The 17,469-nt window shown below is 34.6% G+C and carries 19 protein-coding genes; 17 read left to right on the top strand and 2 right to left on the bottom strand.

The window, feature by feature from the left end; genetic code table 11:
• The first annotated feature begins 127 nt into the window (after nt 1–127).
• The 7 genes from ACPLVF_RS07515 (at nt 128) to ACPLVF_RS07485 (ending at nt 6,270) form a co-directional block, all read left to right on the top strand.
• Nucleotides 128–481 carry an Asp23/Gls24 family envelope stress response protein gene (locus ACPLVF_RS07515; RefSeq protein WP_424907214.1) on the top strand — a complete coding sequence of 118 codons (354 nt, stop codon included), beginning with the start codon at nt 128–130 and terminating at the stop codon, nt 479–481.
• Between the two features lie 15 nt (nt 482–496).
• Nucleotides 497–2,134, top strand: coding sequence for a DAK2 domain-containing protein (locus tag ACPLVF_RS07510; RefSeq protein WP_424907213.1), 1,638 nt, complete (start codon nt 497–499; stop codon nt 2,132–2,134).
• Between the two features lie 16 nt (nt 2,135–2,150).
• Nucleotides 2,151–4,178 (top strand): ATP-dependent DNA helicase RecG, encoded by a 2,028-nt coding sequence (recG, locus tag ACPLVF_RS07505; protein WP_424907212.1) that lies wholly within the window; start codon nt 2,151–2,153, stop codon nt 4,176–4,178.
• Between the two features lie 117 nt (nt 4,179–4,295).
• The gene (locus tag ACPLVF_RS07500) at nt 4,296–4,520 is read left to right on the top strand and encodes an alpha/beta-type small acid-soluble spore protein (protein WP_068748140.1); all 225 of its coding nucleotides are present in this window, start codon (nt 4,296–4,298) and stop codon (nt 4,518–4,520) included.
• 257 nt (nt 4,521–4,777) lie between these two features.
• Complete coding sequence (gene rsmD, locus ACPLVF_RS07495) at nt 4,778–5,350, top strand: 16S rRNA (guanine(966)-N(2))-methyltransferase RsmD (protein WP_424907211.1); 573 nt, start codon at nt 4,778–4,780, stop codon at nt 5,348–5,350.
• Entirely contained in the window at nt 5,325–5,816 is a 492-nt protein-coding gene (gene coaD, locus ACPLVF_RS07490) for a pantetheine-phosphate adenylyltransferase (protein ID WP_424907210.1), read from the top strand. The genes rsmD and coaD overlap by 26 nt, the downstream gene beginning before the upstream one ends.
• A 7-nt stretch (nt 5,817–5,823) precedes the next feature.
• Nucleotides 5,824–6,270 carry an ATPase gene (locus tag ACPLVF_RS07485; protein WP_424907209.1) on the top strand — a complete coding sequence of 149 codons (447 nt, stop codon included), beginning with the start codon at nt 5,824–5,826 and terminating at the stop codon, nt 6,268–6,270.
• Nucleotide 6,271: 1 nt separating this feature from the next.
• On the opposite strand, the gene ylbJ is transcribed toward ACPLVF_RS07485, so the two are convergent.
• Nucleotides 6,272–7,531 carry a sporulation integral membrane protein YlbJ gene (ylbJ, locus tag ACPLVF_RS07480; RefSeq protein ID WP_424907208.1) on the bottom strand — a complete coding sequence of 420 codons (1,260 nt, stop codon included), beginning with the start codon at nt 7,529–7,531 and terminating at the stop codon, nt 6,272–6,274.
• 102 nt (nt 7,532–7,633) lie between these two features.
• Here ylbJ and ACPLVF_RS07475 point away from each other — a divergent pair, with 102 nt between their 5' ends.
• Nucleotides 7,634–8,404 carry a patatin-like phospholipase family protein gene (locus tag ACPLVF_RS07475; RefSeq protein ID WP_424907207.1) on the top strand — a complete coding sequence of 257 codons (771 nt, stop codon included), beginning with the start codon at nt 7,634–7,636 and terminating at the stop codon, nt 8,402–8,404.
• Between the two features lie 2 nt (nt 8,405–8,406).
• Nucleotides 8,407–9,408: a YlbL family protein gene (locus ACPLVF_RS07470; protein ID WP_424907206.1), complete on the top strand. Its 1,002-nt coding sequence runs from the start codon at nt 8,407–8,409 to the stop codon at nt 9,406–9,408.
• Nucleotides 9,409–9,424: 16 nt separating this feature from the next.
• On the opposite strand, the gene ACPLVF_RS07465 is transcribed toward ACPLVF_RS07470, so the two are convergent.
• The gene (locus ACPLVF_RS07465; protein ID WP_424907205.1) at nt 9,425–10,672 is read right to left on the bottom strand and encodes a nucleotidyltransferase; all 1,248 of its coding nucleotides are present in this window, start codon (nt 10,670–10,672) and stop codon (nt 9,425–9,427) included.
• Between the two features lie 180 nt (nt 10,673–10,852).
• Between ACPLVF_RS07465 and pta the strand changes: the two genes are divergently transcribed.
• The 8 genes from pta (at nt 10,853) to ACPLVF_RS07425 (ending at nt 17,456) form a co-directional block, all read left to right on the top strand.
• Nucleotides 10,853–11,851 carry a phosphate acetyltransferase gene (pta, locus tag ACPLVF_RS07460; RefSeq protein WP_424907204.1) on the top strand — a complete coding sequence of 333 codons (999 nt, stop codon included), beginning with the start codon at nt 10,853–10,855 and terminating at the stop codon, nt 11,849–11,851.
• A 61-nt stretch (nt 11,852–11,912) separates the two neighbouring features.
• A complete protein-coding gene (locus tag ACPLVF_RS07455; protein WP_424907203.1) occupies nt 11,913–13,106 on the top strand; it encodes an acetate/propionate family kinase in 1,194 nt (397 codons plus the stop codon).
• A gap of 55 nt (nt 13,107–13,161) precedes the next feature.
• Nucleotides 13,162–13,704 (top strand): YceD family protein, encoded by a 543-nt coding sequence (locus tag ACPLVF_RS07450; protein WP_424907202.1) that lies wholly within the window; start codon nt 13,162–13,164, stop codon nt 13,702–13,704.
• A gap of 19 nt (nt 13,705–13,723) precedes the next feature.
• Nucleotides 13,724–13,906, top strand: coding sequence for a 50S ribosomal protein L32 (gene rpmF / locus ACPLVF_RS07445; RefSeq protein ID WP_424907201.1), 183 nt, complete (start codon nt 13,724–13,726; stop codon nt 13,904–13,906).
• A 139-nt stretch (nt 13,907–14,045) separates the two neighbouring features.
• Entirely contained in the window at nt 14,046–14,621 is a 576-nt protein-coding gene (fapR, locus tag ACPLVF_RS07440) for a transcription factor FapR (protein ID WP_424907200.1), read from the top strand.
• Nucleotides 14,618–15,616 carry a phosphate acyltransferase PlsX gene (gene plsX, locus ACPLVF_RS07435; RefSeq protein WP_424907199.1) on the top strand — a complete coding sequence of 333 codons (999 nt, stop codon included), beginning with the start codon at nt 14,618–14,620 and terminating at the stop codon, nt 15,614–15,616. Before fapR ends, plsX begins: the two co-directional genes overlap by 4 nt.
• The gene (locus tag ACPLVF_RS07430; RefSeq protein ID WP_424907198.1) at nt 15,613–16,599 is read left to right on the top strand and encodes a beta-ketoacyl-ACP synthase III; all 987 of its coding nucleotides are present in this window, start codon (nt 15,613–15,615) and stop codon (nt 16,597–16,599) included. The genes plsX and ACPLVF_RS07430 overlap by 4 nt, the downstream gene beginning before the upstream one ends.
• Nucleotides 16,600–16,619: 20 nt before the next feature.
• Nucleotides 16,620–17,456: a DegV family protein gene (locus ACPLVF_RS07425; protein WP_424907197.1), complete on the top strand. Its 837-nt coding sequence runs from the start codon at nt 16,620–16,622 to the stop codon at nt 17,454–17,456.
• Nucleotides 17,457–17,469: the final 13 nt, after the last annotated feature.

Below are 17,469 nucleotides of genomic sequence, written 5' to 3'. Positions count from 1 at the left end.
ATTGCAATAAATAAGTGATAAAAATTAAAAAAATGCTACAAAGCAAAAAGCTCTGAGTGTAATCTTAAAAAAAACACAAAAATATATTATAATTGAATATACATAGGTTAAAAAAGGAGGGCCAAACTTGAAAAATTTAATCAAAACTCCCCTTGGAACCATAAATATTTCTCGCGAAGTAATTGCCGTTCTTGCGGGTAATGCTGCAGTAGAATGTTATGGCCTAGTAGGTATGGTTTCTCAAAAAATGAGTGATGGTATTATTGAACTTCTTGGGAGGGAAAACTTAGGGAAAGGTGTAGAGGTACATATTGATGATAATAGTTTGACAGTAGACCTTTATATCGCCGTCCAGTATGGAATTAAGATAAGCGAAGTAGCTCATAATGTGATAGAAAAAGTGCATTATAATTTAAATAAATATTTGGGTATTGCACCAGACAAAGTAAATGTTATTGTAAAAACCGTACGCGTAAAATAAAAGGGGGTTTATGCATTGCCGCTTGAATTCATCGATGGAGATCTTTTTCGTAAGGCTTTAATTTTTGCCTCAAAAAATCTTAGTGAAAACAGGAAAATCGTAGATTCACTAAATGTGTATCCTGTTCCGGACGGCGACACAGGTACAAATATGTCATTAACCGTTGAGCAGGCTGTTGAAGAAATGAAAAAAATAACAGAAAATAATATTAAAAAATTAGCTGATGCAGCAGCCTGGGGAGCTTTAATGGGGGCAAGGGGGAACTCAGGTGTAATACTATCTCAGCTTTTTAGAGGTTTTGCTTCTTCTATCAGTGTTGATAAAAAGAGATTAAAAGCTAAGGATTTTGCCTTTTCCTTTCAAAAAGGGGTAGAAGAGGCTTATAAAGCGATATTAAAGCCGGTTGAAGGGACAATACTAACCGTTGCGAGAGAAATGGCGCAGAAATTGCAAGCAGAATCATCGAAAAATAAAGATATTATAGCGATATTAGAGGCAACCATTGAACACGGCAAAAAAATACTTGAAAAAACCCCCGAAATGTTAAAAGTACTAAAAGAGGCTGGGGTAGTGGATGCAGGAGGTAAAGGTCTTATTTTTCTCGCCGAAGGATTTTTGTTAGCTTTAAAGCAGCCTGGGGAAATACCCGACGAACTATTATCCACTGCAAAAAAAGAGGAACTTGATAAAAAGATTCAACTAAAGGAAACTGAACTTGCATTTTTATATTGTACTGAACTTATTATAGAAGGGAAAAACCAAATCCCTATAGATAGATTGAGGAGTGCTTTAATAGAATTAGGCGATTCATTAATAGCAACCGGAATGAACAATGTGGCAAAGGTTCATATACATACAAATCATCCAGGGAAAGTTTTAGAAGAAGCTTTAAAATATGGAGAATTAAAAACAGTAAAAATTGACAACATGAAGTTACAGCATCAAGAGTATATTTTAAACAATGACATAAAAAATGATATCAAAAATGACTTCAAAGAAATTTTGATAATAGCAGTTGCTTCGGGCGATGGAATTAAAGAAATATTTAAAACCCTTGGAGCTGATATAATCATAGAAGGCGGACAAACTATGAACCCAAGCACTGAAAGCATACTTTCAATTATTGAAAATCAAAGCTCGCCTAATGTGATATTACTCCCTAATAATAAAAATATAATTTTAACTGCAGAACAGGTAAAGAAAATCAGCGAAAAAAATGTGTATGTAATACCTACAAAATCAATTCCTCAAGGAATTTCTGCACTAATGGCTTATAACCCCGATTTGGATGTCCTTTCTAATGTAGAAAATATGAATAAAGCGTATAGCAATGTAGTAACTGGAGAGATAACTTTTGCCGTAAGGGATTCTAAGTGGAATGGCCATGAGATAAAAGAAGGAAATATATTAGGCATGGTAGATGGTGAGCTTAAAGTTATTGGAAATGAATGTAGAGATGTTTTATTAAAATTAATAGAAACCATGAAGGGGAAAAAGGACGGAAACCTATTGACCATTTATTCTGGTGCAGGGATTAACGAAGAAGAGACAAAGGAAGTAAAAAAATTAATAGAAAATAACTATCCTGATATGGAAGTCGAAATATATGAAGGAGGGCAAAACCTATATTATTATATACTTTCTTTAGAATAGACGCGGGGTGGTTAGTTTGGACTTAAATTCAGATGTTCGATATTTGAAGGGGGTCGGGCCGGCAAGGGCGAAACTTTTAAAAGCCCTTGAGATAAATACCGTAAAAGACCTTCTATTTTTTTTCCCAAGGGACTACATTGATCTTACTCCTGTAAAGTTGAAGGAAGCATCAGACGGGCAAAAAGCAACATTTTTTTTAACAGTCAAAGAGCAGGGCTATGATTTAAATACAAAGAGCAATATATTATTGACGAAAATTCCCGTAACTGATGGGGAATGTGATGCGAATTTAGTTTTCTTTAATCAGCCGTATATAAAACATAATTTTTATAAAAATAATAGGATATTAGTTATTGGAAAAATAAGGAAAATATTTGGACAATATGAAATTTTAAGCCCTCAGTATTATGCGGTGAACGAAGATTTTAAAAACGTTAGTAAGATTTTGCCCGTATATCCTTTGACTAAAGGTTTAACACAAAAAAATTTAAGCAAAATAATAAAAGAGGCTTTTCAAGAGTATTATAAAAAGCTGGAAGATGAAGAAATCCTTCCTCAAATAATAGTGAAAAAATATAATTTACTGCCAAAAGCAAAAGCTGTAAAAGAAATGCATTTTCCTCAAAGTTGGGATATGCTAAAAAGAGCCAAAGACAGCCTTGCCTTTGAAGAATTACTTATTTTTCAGCTGGGGATGAAGGCTACAAAAGAGTATCTTTTGGGAAAAAGAAGGAAAAATATATATAAGGATTTTAATTTGACTCCTTTTTTAAAAAATCTCCCCTTTAAACTTACTGCAGGTCAGAAAAAGGTTTTAAAAGAAATAATCCAAGATTTAAAGAGCGTAAAAGTAATGAATAGACTCTTACAAGGAGATGTGGGTTCAGGAAAGACGGTAGTGGCTGCCTGTGTTATATATCTTGCTCATAAAAATGGATATCAATGTGCGTTTATGGTTCCTACAGAGATATTAGCTCAACAACATTATGAAAATTTGAATAGATTTCTAAAACCCTTTGGCATTGTAGTGGAAATATTAAAAGGGAACATGGGAGCAAGAAGAAAGGAAATATTAAGCAAAATAAAAAATAAGGAAATTGACGTAGTGGTAGGGACTCATGCTCTTTTACAGGAAGATGTAGAATTTGCAAATTTAGGCCTTGTTGTGACAGATGAGCAGCATAGATTTGGGGTTAGACAGAGGGAGGAATTAGTAAAAAAGGGAAGCCATCCAGATGTTATAGTGATGAGCGCTACACCCATTCCGAGGACATTGGCACTAACCCTTTATGCTGATCTTGATATTTCTATTATAAATGAAATGCCTAAGGGGAGGAAGAAAGTCGCTACATATTTGGTAAGTAGTGAATTAAGGCAAAAGGTATATAAGTTTATGATTTCTGAAATTGAAAAGGGGCATCAGGTATATATTGTTTGTCCTGCTGTTGAGAAGAATGATTTTGGCCTTTTGAGCGTGGAAGAAAAATACGAAGAAATAGTTAATAAATTCCCCAAAATAAAAGTTGGTATTTTGCACGGCAAGTTAAAAAATGAAGAAAAGGATAAAATTATGGAAGATTTTATTAACAAAAAAATCGATGTACTTGTTAGCACTACAGTTGTAGAAGTCGGAGTGGATGTACCTAATGCAACCTTAATTATAATCGAAAATGCTGAAAGATTTGGCCTCGCACAGTTGCATCAATTAAGAGGTAGGGTAGGCAGGGGGAATTTAGATTCTTACTGTATTTTAATTACCGATTCACAAAATCAAGAAGCAAAAGAAAGGTTAAAAGTACTTTTAAAGACATCAAACGGTTTTGAAATTGCGCAAAAAGACTTAGAAATAAGAGGTCCGGGAGAGTTTTTAGGTGAAAGGCAGCATGGACTTCCGGAATTTAAATTTGCAGGTTATATAAACAACATTAAAATGCTTGAAGAAGCTAAAAAATTAGCTGAATATATTTACGACAGCGGTTTGTTAAAAAGCAAAGACTTTGAAAAAATACGGGAATTTATTAGTGATAAAGTAAGGCATTTATAGAAAAATTCAGAAAAAAAATTATTGATAAACTTTGGTATAATAGCCAGATAGTTCTAGTATGTAGTCCTTTTTGCGTGGAATTATAATAATAGAAAACGCAAAAAGGAGGTGAGTAAAATGGCACTTGGACAAAAAAGAAATAAACTTGTAGTTCCTGAAGCAAGAAGGGCTATGGAACAATTCAAGGCTGAAATTGCTCGCGAAGTAGGTATTACTGCTCCTCCGGATGGGTATTGGGGCAATTACTCTGCCAGGGACTGCGGTGCTGTTGGAGGACACATGGTTAAAAGAATGATTGAGGATTATGAGAGACGCTTGAGTGGTGGAACACCTACTCAGTAAATAGATAAAAAGAACAGGCTCGGCATAAGAAGAGCCTGTTCTTTTTATCTATTTATTAATAAAAAAAATGCCGGCAAAATTGCCGGCTTGGGAGAGGAGAAACCGGAGGAAGAGCTTATGGGGATTTTTCATTATATATGATATTCATTTTTTATAAATTTTATACCATATTTTGCATAAAATAAAGAGGTTTTTTATTTAAAAAATAGGATTGTTATGTTAGAATAATACTGAGACTTGCAGAAGGTGAAAATAAAATGAGAATAATAGGTGGTATTTTTAGGGGGAGGAAATTAAAATCCCTTAGAGGGATGAATACAAGGCCTACCTCAGATATTGTAAGAGAATCTTTATTTAATGTTTTAGGAGAAAAAGTAGTAAATTCAGTATTTGTTGATATTTTTGCAGGGACTGGAGCTGTTGGGATTGAGGCTTTAAGTAGGGGAGCAAGGAAGGTTTATTTTATCGAAAAGGATTACAAAGCTTGTAAAATAATAAAGGAAAATTTAAATAATTTAGGGGTTTTAAAAGAGGCAATCATTATAAAGGGAGAAGTTCCAGGTATTATATTTGATATAAATCCAGAGGACGATTTTGACATAATTTTCCTTGATCCTCCTTATAAAAAAGGTTTGACATTACCGAGTATACATGCTTTACAAAAAAAGGGCTTAATAAAAAATAATACCTTAGTTATTATTCAATGTCCTTTTGATGAAAAAGTAGATTTGCCTGAAGGATTTTCAGTAATTAAAGAGAAAAAATACGGTATTACGAAACTTATTTTTTTTAGGAGGAGTATGTGTGAGGATAGCGATTTATCCAGGTAGTTTCGACCCTATAACAAATGGACACATTGATGTAATTGAAAGGAGCTTAAAGCTTTTTGATCGTATAATAGTAGCTGTTTTAAAAAATCCAAACAAAAAGCCATTATTTTCTGTGGAAGAAAGGGTAGAAATGATAAAGGAGGCCACAAAACATATAAACAATGTAGAAGTGGAATCATTCAGCGGTTTATTAGTGGATTTTGCAAAAATAAAAAACGCAAAAATAATTATAAAAGGGTTGAGGGCTGTTTCAGATTTTGAATACGAGTTTCAGATGGCATTAATGAATAAAAAATTGGATAAGGATATTGAAACCGTTTTTATAATGACAAATACGCGGTATTCGTTTTTAAGTTCCAGTGTTGTTAAAGAAGTGGCAAGCTTTGGGGGATGTGTGAAAGATTTGGTGCCGCCTCATGTAGAAAAAAAACTAAAAGAAAAATTTTTAGAAAGTATTAAGAGGTGAGCTATTAATGGATACTTATTATTACATTGAACAAATTCAAAAAATGGTATCAGAAGCTTCTAAGCTCCCTTTTTCTAACAAGATAGTTTTGGACCAAGATAAAATTTTGCAGCTGATTGACGATTTAATTAAATCCCTGCCGGAAGAAATAAAAAAATCAAAAAAGATTTTAGAAGAAAGACAAAATATATTGCTTGAAGCACAAAGAGAGGGAGAAATGATTATAAAAGAGGCAAAGGAATATATAGAAAAAATGGTTGATCAAAATGAAATAACAAAGCTTGCAAAAGAAAAATCGGAAGAAATACTATCATTGGCAAAAAAAACAGCCCGTGAAATCAGGGTAGGTGCAAACAAATATGCCGATGAAGTTTTAGAAGAACTTGAAAACCAACTGCACAAAATCCTTCAGTCAGTTAGAAAAGGAAGGGAAGAGTTGAACAGTAAATTGTGAGTTATTTTTTAATTACTTTAAATCCAAAAACTTCAAAACCCTTCCAAAGATATATAATTGCTGAAGATATCAATAGGATAAACAAGAGCAATACAAAAACTTGACTTGATACTGAAAAAATTGACAGCCAGCTTTGGGGAGTATTTTTTGGAACAACGGCAAAAACCGGCAATGAAAAATTATTATAATCGTTTATTGGTATGGCCATTAAAGCATAAGCAGTTATTCCTGCGAACACGGCGTGTAATAATCTTGCAAAAATATAGGGCCCTATTTTTATATCTGTATCACTTACCATACTCATAACTTGAAAATGTACTGAAAGGCCACTCCAAGCTATAATGGAACTTGCAATTATTACTCTATCTAATAAAGGTGCCTGGGCTTGACTTGCAAGCTGAGTACCTAAGGTAATTTCAAAGGTTCCACTTATTACAGCCTGGGATAGATTTGGATTTATTCCGATGAGGTTTAATATTTTTCCTATAAAGGGAACTAAAAGAGAAATAAAACCTGCTACTGTTAATATCCTGATTATCACAGAAAAGAGAATTATAAATCCTAAAATAAGGAGTAAAGAATTTATAGACTCTTTTATACAGTCACCAAGCATTTTACCGATTGGCCTGCCATCTTCTTTTCTTGCTTTTAAAAGTTCTCTAACGGCTTTTAGCAATATGTTTTCCTTTTTTTTGTTAAATCCGATAGATTCGGTTTTAGGCGAGTTGAATGCATAAAATTTTAATATGATACCTAAAAGTAGAGCAGAGATATAATGAGATAGAGCTATAATAGACCCTAAGCGTACATCTTTAAACATTCCTACGGCTACTGCACCGACCATAAAAAGGGGGTCTGCAGTATTTGTGAAAGACATGAGCCTTTCAGCTTCATAAGTGTTGCAAATTTTTTTCTTTACTAATTTACCAGTGAGCATTGCCCCGAGAGGATAACCGCTGGCAAGACCCATTGCCATAACGAAAGACCCGGCTCCTGGAACATTAAATAGCGGTCTCATAAAGGGTTCAAGAAGTACCCCCATAAAGTGCACTACACCAAGCCCCATTAAAAGTTGGGAACCTATAAAAAAGGGCAGAAGTGCCGGAAGAACAATGTTAAACCAAACATCTAGGCCTTCAAAAGCTGCTTGGAAGGCTTCTTCTGGGAACCGAACTATGGAAATTGTTATAATTACCGCTAAAACTGGTAAAATAAGTTGGCTAATCTTGTATAAGCGGCTTTTTTGTATTTTGAACCGCATAAATAATGCCTCCTAATTTTTTATTACCTTCATGATAACTATGTTTATATAAAATATATATTTTTCAATTTTTACTGTTATTCATTTAAAGGGGGAAAAATTTTGGGCAAAAAAATAGGACTTGCATTGGGTTCTGGCGCTGCAAAGGGTTATGCCCATATAGGAGTAATTAAGGTTTTAGAAAAATATGGTATTCCGATACATATTATAACAGGCTCAAGCATAGGCAGTTTAATTGGAGCGCTTTACTCTGCGGGAATAAGTTTAAAAACTATTGAAGGTTTGGCATATAATATAAAAAGGCGCCATTTTCTTGATATAACCTTACCTAAATCTGGGCTTATCGCAGGTAACAAAATTTATGAAATGTTAAAATTGTTAACTAAAAATAAAGATTTTTCAGAGCTCAACATCCCCCTCGGTGTTGCTGTAACCGAATTGAAGTCAAAAAAATTGTATATTTTAAATGAAGGGAATGTGGCTTTTGCAGTTAGAGCAAGCATATCTATTCCCGGAATTTTTAATCCTGTTTTTACTCAAGATGGGAAAATTTTTGTAGATGGTGGAGTCCTGGAAAGAGTTCCTGGTAAGGCTGCAAGGGAAATGGGTGCAGATATAGTTATCGGTGTAGAACTTGGATTCAGTGAACGTCAGCGCTTTCATACCATATACGATATTTTATTTGAAACCTTTGATGTTATGGGCCGGGAAATACAAAATTTAAAGGGGTATGATTGCGATGTTTTAATAACTCCCCATTTGGAAAGGATAAATCCTATGGCTTTTGGAGAGCCTCAGTATTGCATTGAAGAGGGCGTTAAAGCAGCGGAAAGGGCAATTCCCCATATATTATCTTTATTGGAGGAAAAATAATTATGAAAAATGTCCTTAGGAAAAATTTTAAAGTCGTAATTTTAATATTAATAATACTTTTAACTTTTAATCTTTACCTCAGTAAAAATTATTCTCTTATTGCGCCCGGGATTACTGTCGATTTAAAACAAATAGTTTATGTAGAGGGAGGAGACAAGGAGGAAAAGGGCTCCTTTTATTTAACGACAGTTTCTACCAGAGATTTAAACATTCCCCTTTTCCTATATGCATTAGTGAGCCCTGCTGTTGATATAGAAAAAAAGGAAGATATTATACCGCCGGGTTGGGACATGAAAAAATACATTGAATATATGAGACAATGGATGGAAGAAAGCCAGAAAATTGCAGAAGTTGTTGCATTAAAAAGGGCGGGGTTTGATACTCAAATCCTTGGTAATGGTGCAAAGGTAGTGGAAGTACTTGAAGAAAGTCCGGCAAAGGGTAAAATTTTTCCCGGCGATGTAGTGAAAAAGGTCGATGGCGAAAAAGTAAATATTGCTGAGGAGATGATAAGCAAGGTATCAAAAAGAAAAGTAGGCGATTTGGTAACCTTAGAAATTGATAGGCAAGGAGAGAAAAAAATTATTACAATTCCCACCATTGAAAGTAAGACAGAAAAAGGCAAGGCAATGGTAGGGCTTTTGATAACCACTATGGATTGGAAACCCGTATTGCCTAAAAAAATTATAATCAATACTGGTGAAATAAGCGGCCCATCTGCTGGGCTTATGTTTACTTTGGAAATTTTAAATCAGCTTATACCCGGTGATTTAACAAAGGGCAAAAAAATTGCAGGGACGGGCACCATCAGCCTTGACGGATCTGTTGGTGAAATAGGCGGCGTAAAACAAAAGGTTTTAGCAGCTTACAGGGATAAAGCTGAAATATTTTTCGTTCCTTTAAAAAATGCTGATGATGCTAAAAAAGCTGCTAAAAATTTAAACATAAAAATAGTGCCTGTTAGAAATTTAGATGATGTTTTAAATTACTTAAAATCCTTATAGATTTAAACAGCATTGTTCAAGAGATTATTATTTTATTGTAATAATCTAAACCAAATATTCTTTGATCCTTAGAAGGCCTTACCAATGAATATATATCTGAGGCTAAAATATCTTTTTCAACTATTTTTCTTGATTCTCCCTTTATTTTACTAAAATCCTTTGCCTTTGTTATTATCGGCAGATCGGTTTTTTTTTCAATTTCTTTTAAATAGGCAAAACCTTTTTTAGAACACCCCAGTATTCTTATGTATTGAGGTTTACGGTTATTAAGATCTTTCTTTGTTATACCTAAGAGGATTTGAATAAGTATTCTTCTAATCCTTGTTTCCGGAAATCTTTTTGTTTTAATGTTTTCAATCAATTCTTGAAGATTTTTTGATTTTTTTAAGGCTTTTACAATCCTTTTATCAAGGCCTTCTTTTACATCAAAAAATGAAGTTAGATCATCATGAGACATTTTTAAGAGTAAAGCAAAAATTATTTCTTCAAAGTCTTCAAAAAAGACTGGACCTTTTTTCATTTCTAATTCCCTTTTTATTACTTCTAAAGTAAAATAAGGCAGAGAATCTTTTAATTCTTTCCTATTTATTACATCCTCCTCACTGCCATTGTCTTTTAAAAATCGTCTTACAGCTGTAGCACTTGGAAGAGGTTTTAATTCTGTTTCATGATAGTCAGAGCCTTTGCGCAAAACTGGAAGAATTTCAATGGGGTATTTATTTTTTAAAAGGGCTTTGCAGTATTCAATTCCTAATATAAAATTTGGTTTTTTTAAAAGGGTGGAAAGTTCATCTTCTGGGATGTCCTTTTTCAAAAATTCAATTAAAGCAGCCTCTCTTGCAGAGGGAAAGGATAAGCCTTTTTTCAAGTTAATTTTTAACAATTCTTTAAATCTTTCGGGTTCTTGTATCAATATTTCTGCAATTTTTTTTAATTCTTTTTCTCTTTTTTCTTCTACACCAAAACTTAAATAATTAACAATCTTAATTTCTCCCAAAAGGTTAACTGCAGCTTCGGCAAAAACTTCTGCAGTACTTGTTGCAAAAACTGTAGGTAGTTCGATTACTATATCTGCACCACCTTTTAAAGCCATTTCTGTTCTTGACCATTTATCAAATATTGCTGGTTCTCCCCGTTGGACAAAATTACCGCTCATTGTTATAATCACTGCGTCAGGTTTATATTCTTCCTTTATTTTTTTCAAATGATAGTAATGCCCATTATGAAAAGGATTGTATTCAGCTATTATTCCAATAATTTTCACGAAAATATTCCCTCCTTTAATTAAAATATTAAAGCTCCTTAGAAGGAAAATCAAATTTTTTATAGAATTTTAAACTCTGTTATTTAAAGCACTTGTAATTAGACATTAAATTGATATATTATTAATTAGTTAGATTAATAATATTAGATTAATAATATTAGCTGAAAGGGGTATTTACATATGGATTTAATTCAAAAGATAAGGGAAAGGGCAAAGGCCACTAATAAAACAATAGTTCTTGCAGAAGGAATAGAGGAAAGGGTTATAAATGCTGCTGTAAAAATTCGCGATGAAAAAATAGCAAAGGTAATACTTTTAGGTGAGGAGAAAAAGATTAAAGAAGTAGCAGGGAATCTTGACTTATCTGGAATTGAAATTATTGACCCAAATCTTTCCGGAAAAACCAAGGACTATGCAGCCCTTTTATATGAACTGAGAAAAGAGAAGGGTATGACAGAAGAAAAAGCAATGGAACTCGCAAAAGACCCCATTTGGTACGGCACCTTAATGGTTAAAAATGGTGATGTTGATGGAATGGTAGCAGGTGCAATAACTGCAACAGCTGATATTTTTAGACCAGCTTTTCAGGTTATAAAAACGGCTCCAGGAGTAAGCGTAGTATCCAGTGCATTTATTATGGTTGTTCCCAATTGTGAATACGGTTCAAACGGTATTATTCTTTTTGCTGACTGTGCGATTAATCCAAATCCTGATGCAAAACAGCTTGCAGAAATTGCTATTGCATCTTCAAGGACGTGGAAGGCTTTAATGGATGAGGAGCCTATAATAGCGATGCTGTCCTTCTCTACTAAAGGAAGTGGGCAGCACGAAATGGTGGACAAGGTGGTAGAAGCCACAAAAATATTAAAAGAAAAAGCCCCTGATTTGAAAGTAGACGGCGAATTACAAGCTGATGCAGCCCTTGTTCCAAAGGTTGCAAAAACAAAAGCACCAGGAAGTGAGGTAGCAGGAAGAGCCAATATACTCATATTCCCTGACTTAAATGCGGGTAATATCGGATATAAATTAGTCCAGCGCCTTGCAAAAGCAGAAGCTATTGGACCAATCAGCCAAGGGCTTGCAATGCCTATAAATGATCTTTCAAGAGGCTGCAGCAGCGATGATATTGTTAATGTTGCAGCTATTACTGCTTTACAAGCTCAGAGCTTAGTAAAATAATTTTTTAAAAATCAAATTAAAATAAATTAAAAAATATATAATTAAGAAAGGGTGTTAATTGGTGAAAGTACTTGTAATTAATTGCGGCAGTTCCTCATTAAAATATCAGCTCTTTAATATGGAAGACGAATCGGTAATGGCAAAGGGGCTTGTTGAGAGAATAGGTTTAGAAGGTTCGATGTTAAAGCATCAGCCTGCTGGAAAGGATAAGGTGGAAATCACTGCTGAAATTCCCAATCATAAGGTTGCAATAAAGGTTATGTTAGATGCATTATTGCATAAAGATTACGGTGTAATTGAAGATATTAGGGAGATTTCGGCGGTAGGACACAGGGTTGTTCATGGAGGAGAGAAATTTTCCGGCTCTGTTTTAATTGACGATAAAGTGATGGAAGTATTAAAAGAATGCATAAGCCTTGCACCGCTACATAATCCGCCTAATATTTATGGAATAGAAGCTGTAAAAGAACTATTGCCTGATGTGCCAATGGTAGGTGTTTTCGATACTGCTTTTCACCAAACTATGCCTGAATATGCTTATATTTACGGAATACCTTATGAACTTTACCAAAAATATGGTGTAAGAAGGTATGGATTCCACGGCACTTCTCATAGATATGTCTCACTTAGAGCAGCACAATTTTTAGGGAAACCAATAGAAAGCCTTCGCCTTGTTACTTTGCATCTTGGCAATGGTTCCAGCATTTCGGCAGTAAAATATGGGAAATCTGTAGAAAACAGCATGGGCTTTACTCCTCTTGAAGGAATACCGATGGGAACAAGATGCGGAAACTTAGATCCATATATACCAATTTTCATTATGGAGAAAGAAGGCGTAGGCCTTGATAAAATAAATGATTATTTAAACAAAAAATGCGGTGTATTAGGCATCTCGGGAGTAAGCAGCGACTTTAGAGACATAGAACAAGCTGCTGCAGAAGGAAATAAGAGGGCAAAACTTGCTTTAGAAGTTTTCACATATCAGGCTAAAAAATATATTGGAGCTTATGCTGCCGCAATGAACGGCCTTGATGCGGTTGTATTTACTGGAGGAATAGGTGAAAACTCCATTCTGGTGCGCAAAATGATTTGTGAGAATATGGACTTTTTCGGAATTAAGATAGATGAAAACAAAAACAATGTCCGCGGGAAAGAAGCCGATATATCAACTGAAGATGCGAAGGTAAGGGTTTTAATCATACCGACCAATGAGGAGTTAATGATTGCAAGGGACACAGTGGCTCTTATTAAATGATTAATAATTATTGACATAAACTTTTTATAACCTTATAATAAAGAAGATATTTTTAATGAAGGTGAATCACTTGCAAATTAATATTTCGGAAATAAAAAACAAAGTTGGGGCATCTTTGGAATTTGAATTTGAAGAAAAAATAGACAAAATTGAGTATAAAAAAGAAACTTTAAGATTTACTGAACCTATTAAAGTTATGGGAAGAGCTACAAATTTGGGCAAAAAGATATACTTGGTTGAAGGCAATATAAGGGCATCTTTAGAAGATAACTGCTACAGGTGTTTAGAAATAACCCCGGTCCTTCTTGATTTGAATTTTTCGTTCCGTTTTGGTGAAAATATTAAGTCAAGTCTTGAGGAACCTTATTTAGATGAAAATGGAAATGAAATTTTTCCAATAATCGGTGAAAATATTGATTTGGACCTTTTGATTGAAAACGAAATTATATTAAACTATCCAACAAAGATTTTATGTAGCCCCGACTGTAAAGGTATTTGCGAAAAATGCGGGAAGAATCTAAATGAAGGGGATTGTAGCTGTAAAAGAGGCGCAATTGATCCAAGGTTAAGCGCCCTGGAAAAATTCTACAACAGGTAGGAGAATAGGAGGTGTAAATATGGCAAACCCAAAGCGAAGGTTTTCAAAAGCAAGGACCGGCAAACGCAGAGCCAATTGGAAGTTAACTGCACCCAATTTGGTAGAGTGCCCGCAGTGCCATGAAATGAAAATGCCTCACAGGGTATGTCCAAACTGTGGTTACTATAACCATCGTCAGGTTTTAAAAGTAGAGGCTGAATAAATTAGAAATTTGCCAATAAAAGGAGAGAAACGTGTGTGTTCTCTCCTTTTTTATTTTTGATATTGATTTTTACTAACTAATAGTATAAAATATTAGTAGTTACTGCTAACTGTTGTTGTTAATTTCAGAGGTGAGGTATTTGAGTAAAAAAAATTTATCTAAAAGAGATAGGCAGCAGGAACTTCAAAAATTGCTTGAAAGCGACCCTTTTTTGACCGATGAAGAGTTAGCCGATATTTTTGATGTTAGTATTCAAACTATTCGACTCGACAGAATGGAGTTAAAAATCCCGGAATTAAGGGAAAGAATAAAGCAGGTGGCTCAAAAAAACTATTCAAAGGTAAGGGCATTGAGTGCAAAAGAAATAGTAGGAGAATTGGTCGATATTGAACTTGGTAAAAGAGGGATTTCCATCCTTGAAACTACCGATGAAATGACTTTTGAAAAAACAAAAATTGTAAAGGGTGAATATATTTTTGCACAAGCGAATTCCCTTGCAATAGCGGTTATTGATGCAAATGTGGCTTTAACTGGTGTAGCGAATATTAAATATAAATATCCTGTAGTTTCAGGACAAAAACTCGTGGCAAAAGCTGAGGTAACAAGGGTTAGGGGAAATAAACACTTTGTATTTGTGAAGGTCTTACATAAGGAAAAAGAGGTTTTTAGAGGGAAATTTATTTTAGTTTCATTGGATAGCGAGGTGAGCCAATGAAAATAATTGTGGATGCTATGGGGGGGGATTATGCACCCCGGGAAGTCGTAAAAGGTGCAATTAAAGCTTTAACGGAATTAAATTGTGAAATTATTTTGGTAGGCAAAGAAGAGAAAATAAAAAGAGAGTTAGCCGATTATAAAGGAAGTTTTGAAATTGTGAATGCAGAAGAGGTAATAACAAATGATGAATCTCCTGTTAAAGCTGTGCGAGCGAAGAAGGATTCTTCAATTGTCAAGGGATTAAAACTATTAAAAGAAAGAAAAGGAGATGCCTTTGTTTCTGCAGGAAACACAGGGGCTTTAATGGCTGCCGGCCTATTTAGCTTAGGGAGGATATCAGGCATTGAAAGGCCAGCAATAGCGGTACTAATCCCAACAGAAAAAAGACCCACGCTTTTATTGGATGTGGGGGCAAACAGCGATGTGAAGCCCAAAAACTTGGTCGAATTTGCAGTAATAGGCAGTGAATTTTATAAAGAAATAATGGGAGAAAAAAACCCAAGAATTGGACTTTTAAATATTGGTGTAGAAGAAGAAAAAGGGAATATGGTGGTAAAGTCTGCTTATAGCCTCTTAAAAGAGCTTAAAACTGTAAATTTTAAGGGAAACGCAGAAGCAAGGGATTTTTTCAAAGGTGATTTTGATGTGGTGGTCTGTGATGGATTTACTGGAAATATTTTTTTAAAAACTGTAGAAGGGTTTGGAAAATTTCTTTTTGATAAGATGAAAGCAGAGTCAAAAGCGAGTATTACATATTCCATTGGAGGACTTTTACTAAAACCTGCTTTAAAGAAAATCAAAGATTCGCTGGATTACAGCGAATACGGAGGAGCTATCTTATTGGGGCTTGACGGTGTATTGGTAAAATGCCATGGATCTTCAGACAATAAAGCTATTTTTAACGGTATAAAAGCAGCTTTAAATTTTGCAAAAAGGGATATAACCTCCAAAATGAAAGAAGCACTCAAGGGATTAGAGGAGGTAGAAGCTTGACGAACAAAATAGGTATTTTAGGTATAGGTTCCTATTTGCCAGAAAAAGTGTTGTCTAATATTGATTTAGAATTGATGGTAGATACATCCGATGAGTGGATTAAAGAAAGGACGGGAATTAGTTATAGAAGAATTGCTGAAAAAGATGTATCCACATCGGATTTGGCCTATGAGGCATCAAAAGAAGCCCTTAAAATGGCAAATTTAAAACCAGAAGATATTGACTTAATAATAGGAGCTACCGTAACACCGGATATGCTTTTTCCTTCCACGGCCTGTTTGGTGCAAAAAAAGCTAAATGCTTTTAACGCGGCTTGTTTTGACCTTTCAGCGGGTTGTACCGGCTTTATATACGCGTTAATTTGTGCTCATGAGTTTGTAAAAAGCGGCATGTATAAAAATGTGCTGGTTTTTGGTGCGGAAACCCTATCCCGGATAGTAGATTGGGAAGACAGGAATACATGCGTCCTTTTTGGTGATGGGGCAGGTGCTTGTGTTGTAGGAAGGGTAAATGAAGGAGGAGTTATTTCGAAAATTTTAGGAGCAGATGGGACGAAATCTGACCTTTTGTATCTTCCCGCAGGAGGTTCACGGGAGCCTGCGAGCTTTGAAACCGTGAAGGGAAAAAAGCATTTCATTAGGATGAATGGCAGAGAGGTATTTAAATTTGCTGTATCTATAATTGAAGAAATGGTCATAAAAATGAGTAATCAGAGTGGATGCCAAATAGAAAAAATCGATTACTTTGTTCCCCATCAAGCGAATATAAGGATAATAGATTCTGCTTTTAAAAGGTTAAGGGTGCCTTTTGACAAGGTTATTGTAAATCTTGATAAATACGGGAATATGTCAGCGGCGTCAATTCCTGTTGCGTTGGATGAAGCTGTTAGAACAGGGAAAATAAAAAAAGGAGATAAAATTATGCTTCTGGGTTTCGGTGCAGGATTAACCTGGGGTGGAGTGTTGATCGAATGGGGTGTATAAAAATTAGGGAGTGATATATTATGGAAAGAATAAAGATAGTTACTGACAGCACATGCGACCTACCAACTGAAATGTTAAAGGAATACAACATAACTGTTGTTCCTCTTAAGGTTTACTTTGGAGATAAAGAATATAAAGATGGGGTAGATATTACTGCCGAAGATTTTTATAAAATGTTAAAGACTTCACCTCATCACCCTCGCACATCCCAACCTTCACCCTATGATTTTGTAGAATGCTACAAAAGTTTGAAAAAAGATGCGGACAGGATTATTTCTATTCATATATCCGGAAAATTGAGTGGAACTTACAGTTCTGCTCTAATTGCGAAAAAAATGCTCGATATACCTGTAGATGTAATTGATACCGAGGGTGCTTCGATTATGGTAGGTTTTATAGCAAGAGAAGCAGCAAGGGCTTCAATTCATGGAAAGTCAAGGGACGAAATAATTGACATAATAGAAAACTTAAAAAGGAAAATAAAGATTTATTTTTCAGTAGACACTTTAGAGTATTTGCAAAAGGGTGGAAGGATAGGAAGAGCAGCAGCTTTTATAGGTACTCTTTTAAATATAAAACCAATTTTAACTTTAAAAGAAGGAATTATTACACCCGTTGAAAAGATTCGGGGAAAAGAAAGGGTATATCTTAGATTAATCGAATTGATAAAACAAGAAAATATACAAGGACCTTTAACTATAGCGGTAATGAATTCAAATGCTGTGGATGAAGCAGAAAAATTTAAAGAGATGCTCTTAAAAGAATTTAATATAAAGGAATTAATAATAGCTAACTTAGGGCCTGTCATAGGAACCCATACGGGTCCCGGTGTAATTGGGGCAGTATTTTACTATTAAGTTACGGGGGGAA

This window comes from Thermovenabulum sp., from assembly GCF_049701175.1.
Lineage (GTDB): Bacteria > Bacillota > Thermosediminibacteria > Thermosediminibacterales > Thermosediminibacteraceae > Thermovenabulum.
This window is presented reverse-complemented; position numbering and strand designations above follow the sequence as displayed.

Excerpts from the sequence above, each read along its gene's own strand:
- ACPLVF_RS07500 (WP_068748140.1), top strand. The coding sequence starts at position 4,296 with ATGGCACTTGGACAAAAAAGAAATAAACTTGTAGTTCCTGAAGCAAGA.
- plsX (WP_424907199.1), top strand. The coding sequence starts at position 14,618 with ATGAAAATAATTGTGGATGCTATGGGGGGGGATTATGCACCCCGGGAA.
- ACPLVF_RS07450 (WP_424907202.1), top strand. The coding sequence starts at position 13,162 with ATGAAGGTGAATCACTTGCAAATTAATATTTCGGAAATAAAAAACAAA.
- rsmD (WP_424907211.1), top strand. The coding sequence starts at position 4,778 with ATGAGAATAATAGGTGGTATTTTTAGGGGGAGGAAATTAAAATCCCTT.
- rpmF (WP_424907201.1), top strand. The coding sequence starts at position 13,724 with ATGGCAAACCCAAAGCGAAGGTTTTCAAAAGCAAGGACCGGCAAACGC.
- pta (WP_424907204.1), top strand. The coding sequence starts at position 10,853 with ATGGATTTAATTCAAAAGATAAGGGAAAGGGCAAAGGCCACTAATAAA.
- ACPLVF_RS07470 (WP_424907206.1), top strand. The coding sequence starts at position 8,407 with ATGAAAAATGTCCTTAGGAAAAATTTTAAAGTCGTAATTTTAATATTA.
- ACPLVF_RS07485 (WP_424907209.1), top strand. The coding sequence starts at position 5,824 with ATGGATACTTATTATTACATTGAACAAATTCAAAAAATGGTATCAGAA.
- ylbJ (WP_424907208.1), bottom strand. The coding sequence starts at position 7,531 with ATGCGGTTCAAAATACAAAAAAGCCGCTTATACAAGATTAGCCAACTT.
- ACPLVF_RS07425 (WP_424907197.1), top strand. The coding sequence starts at position 16,620 with ATGGAAAGAATAAAGATAGTTACTGACAGCACATGCGACCTACCAACT.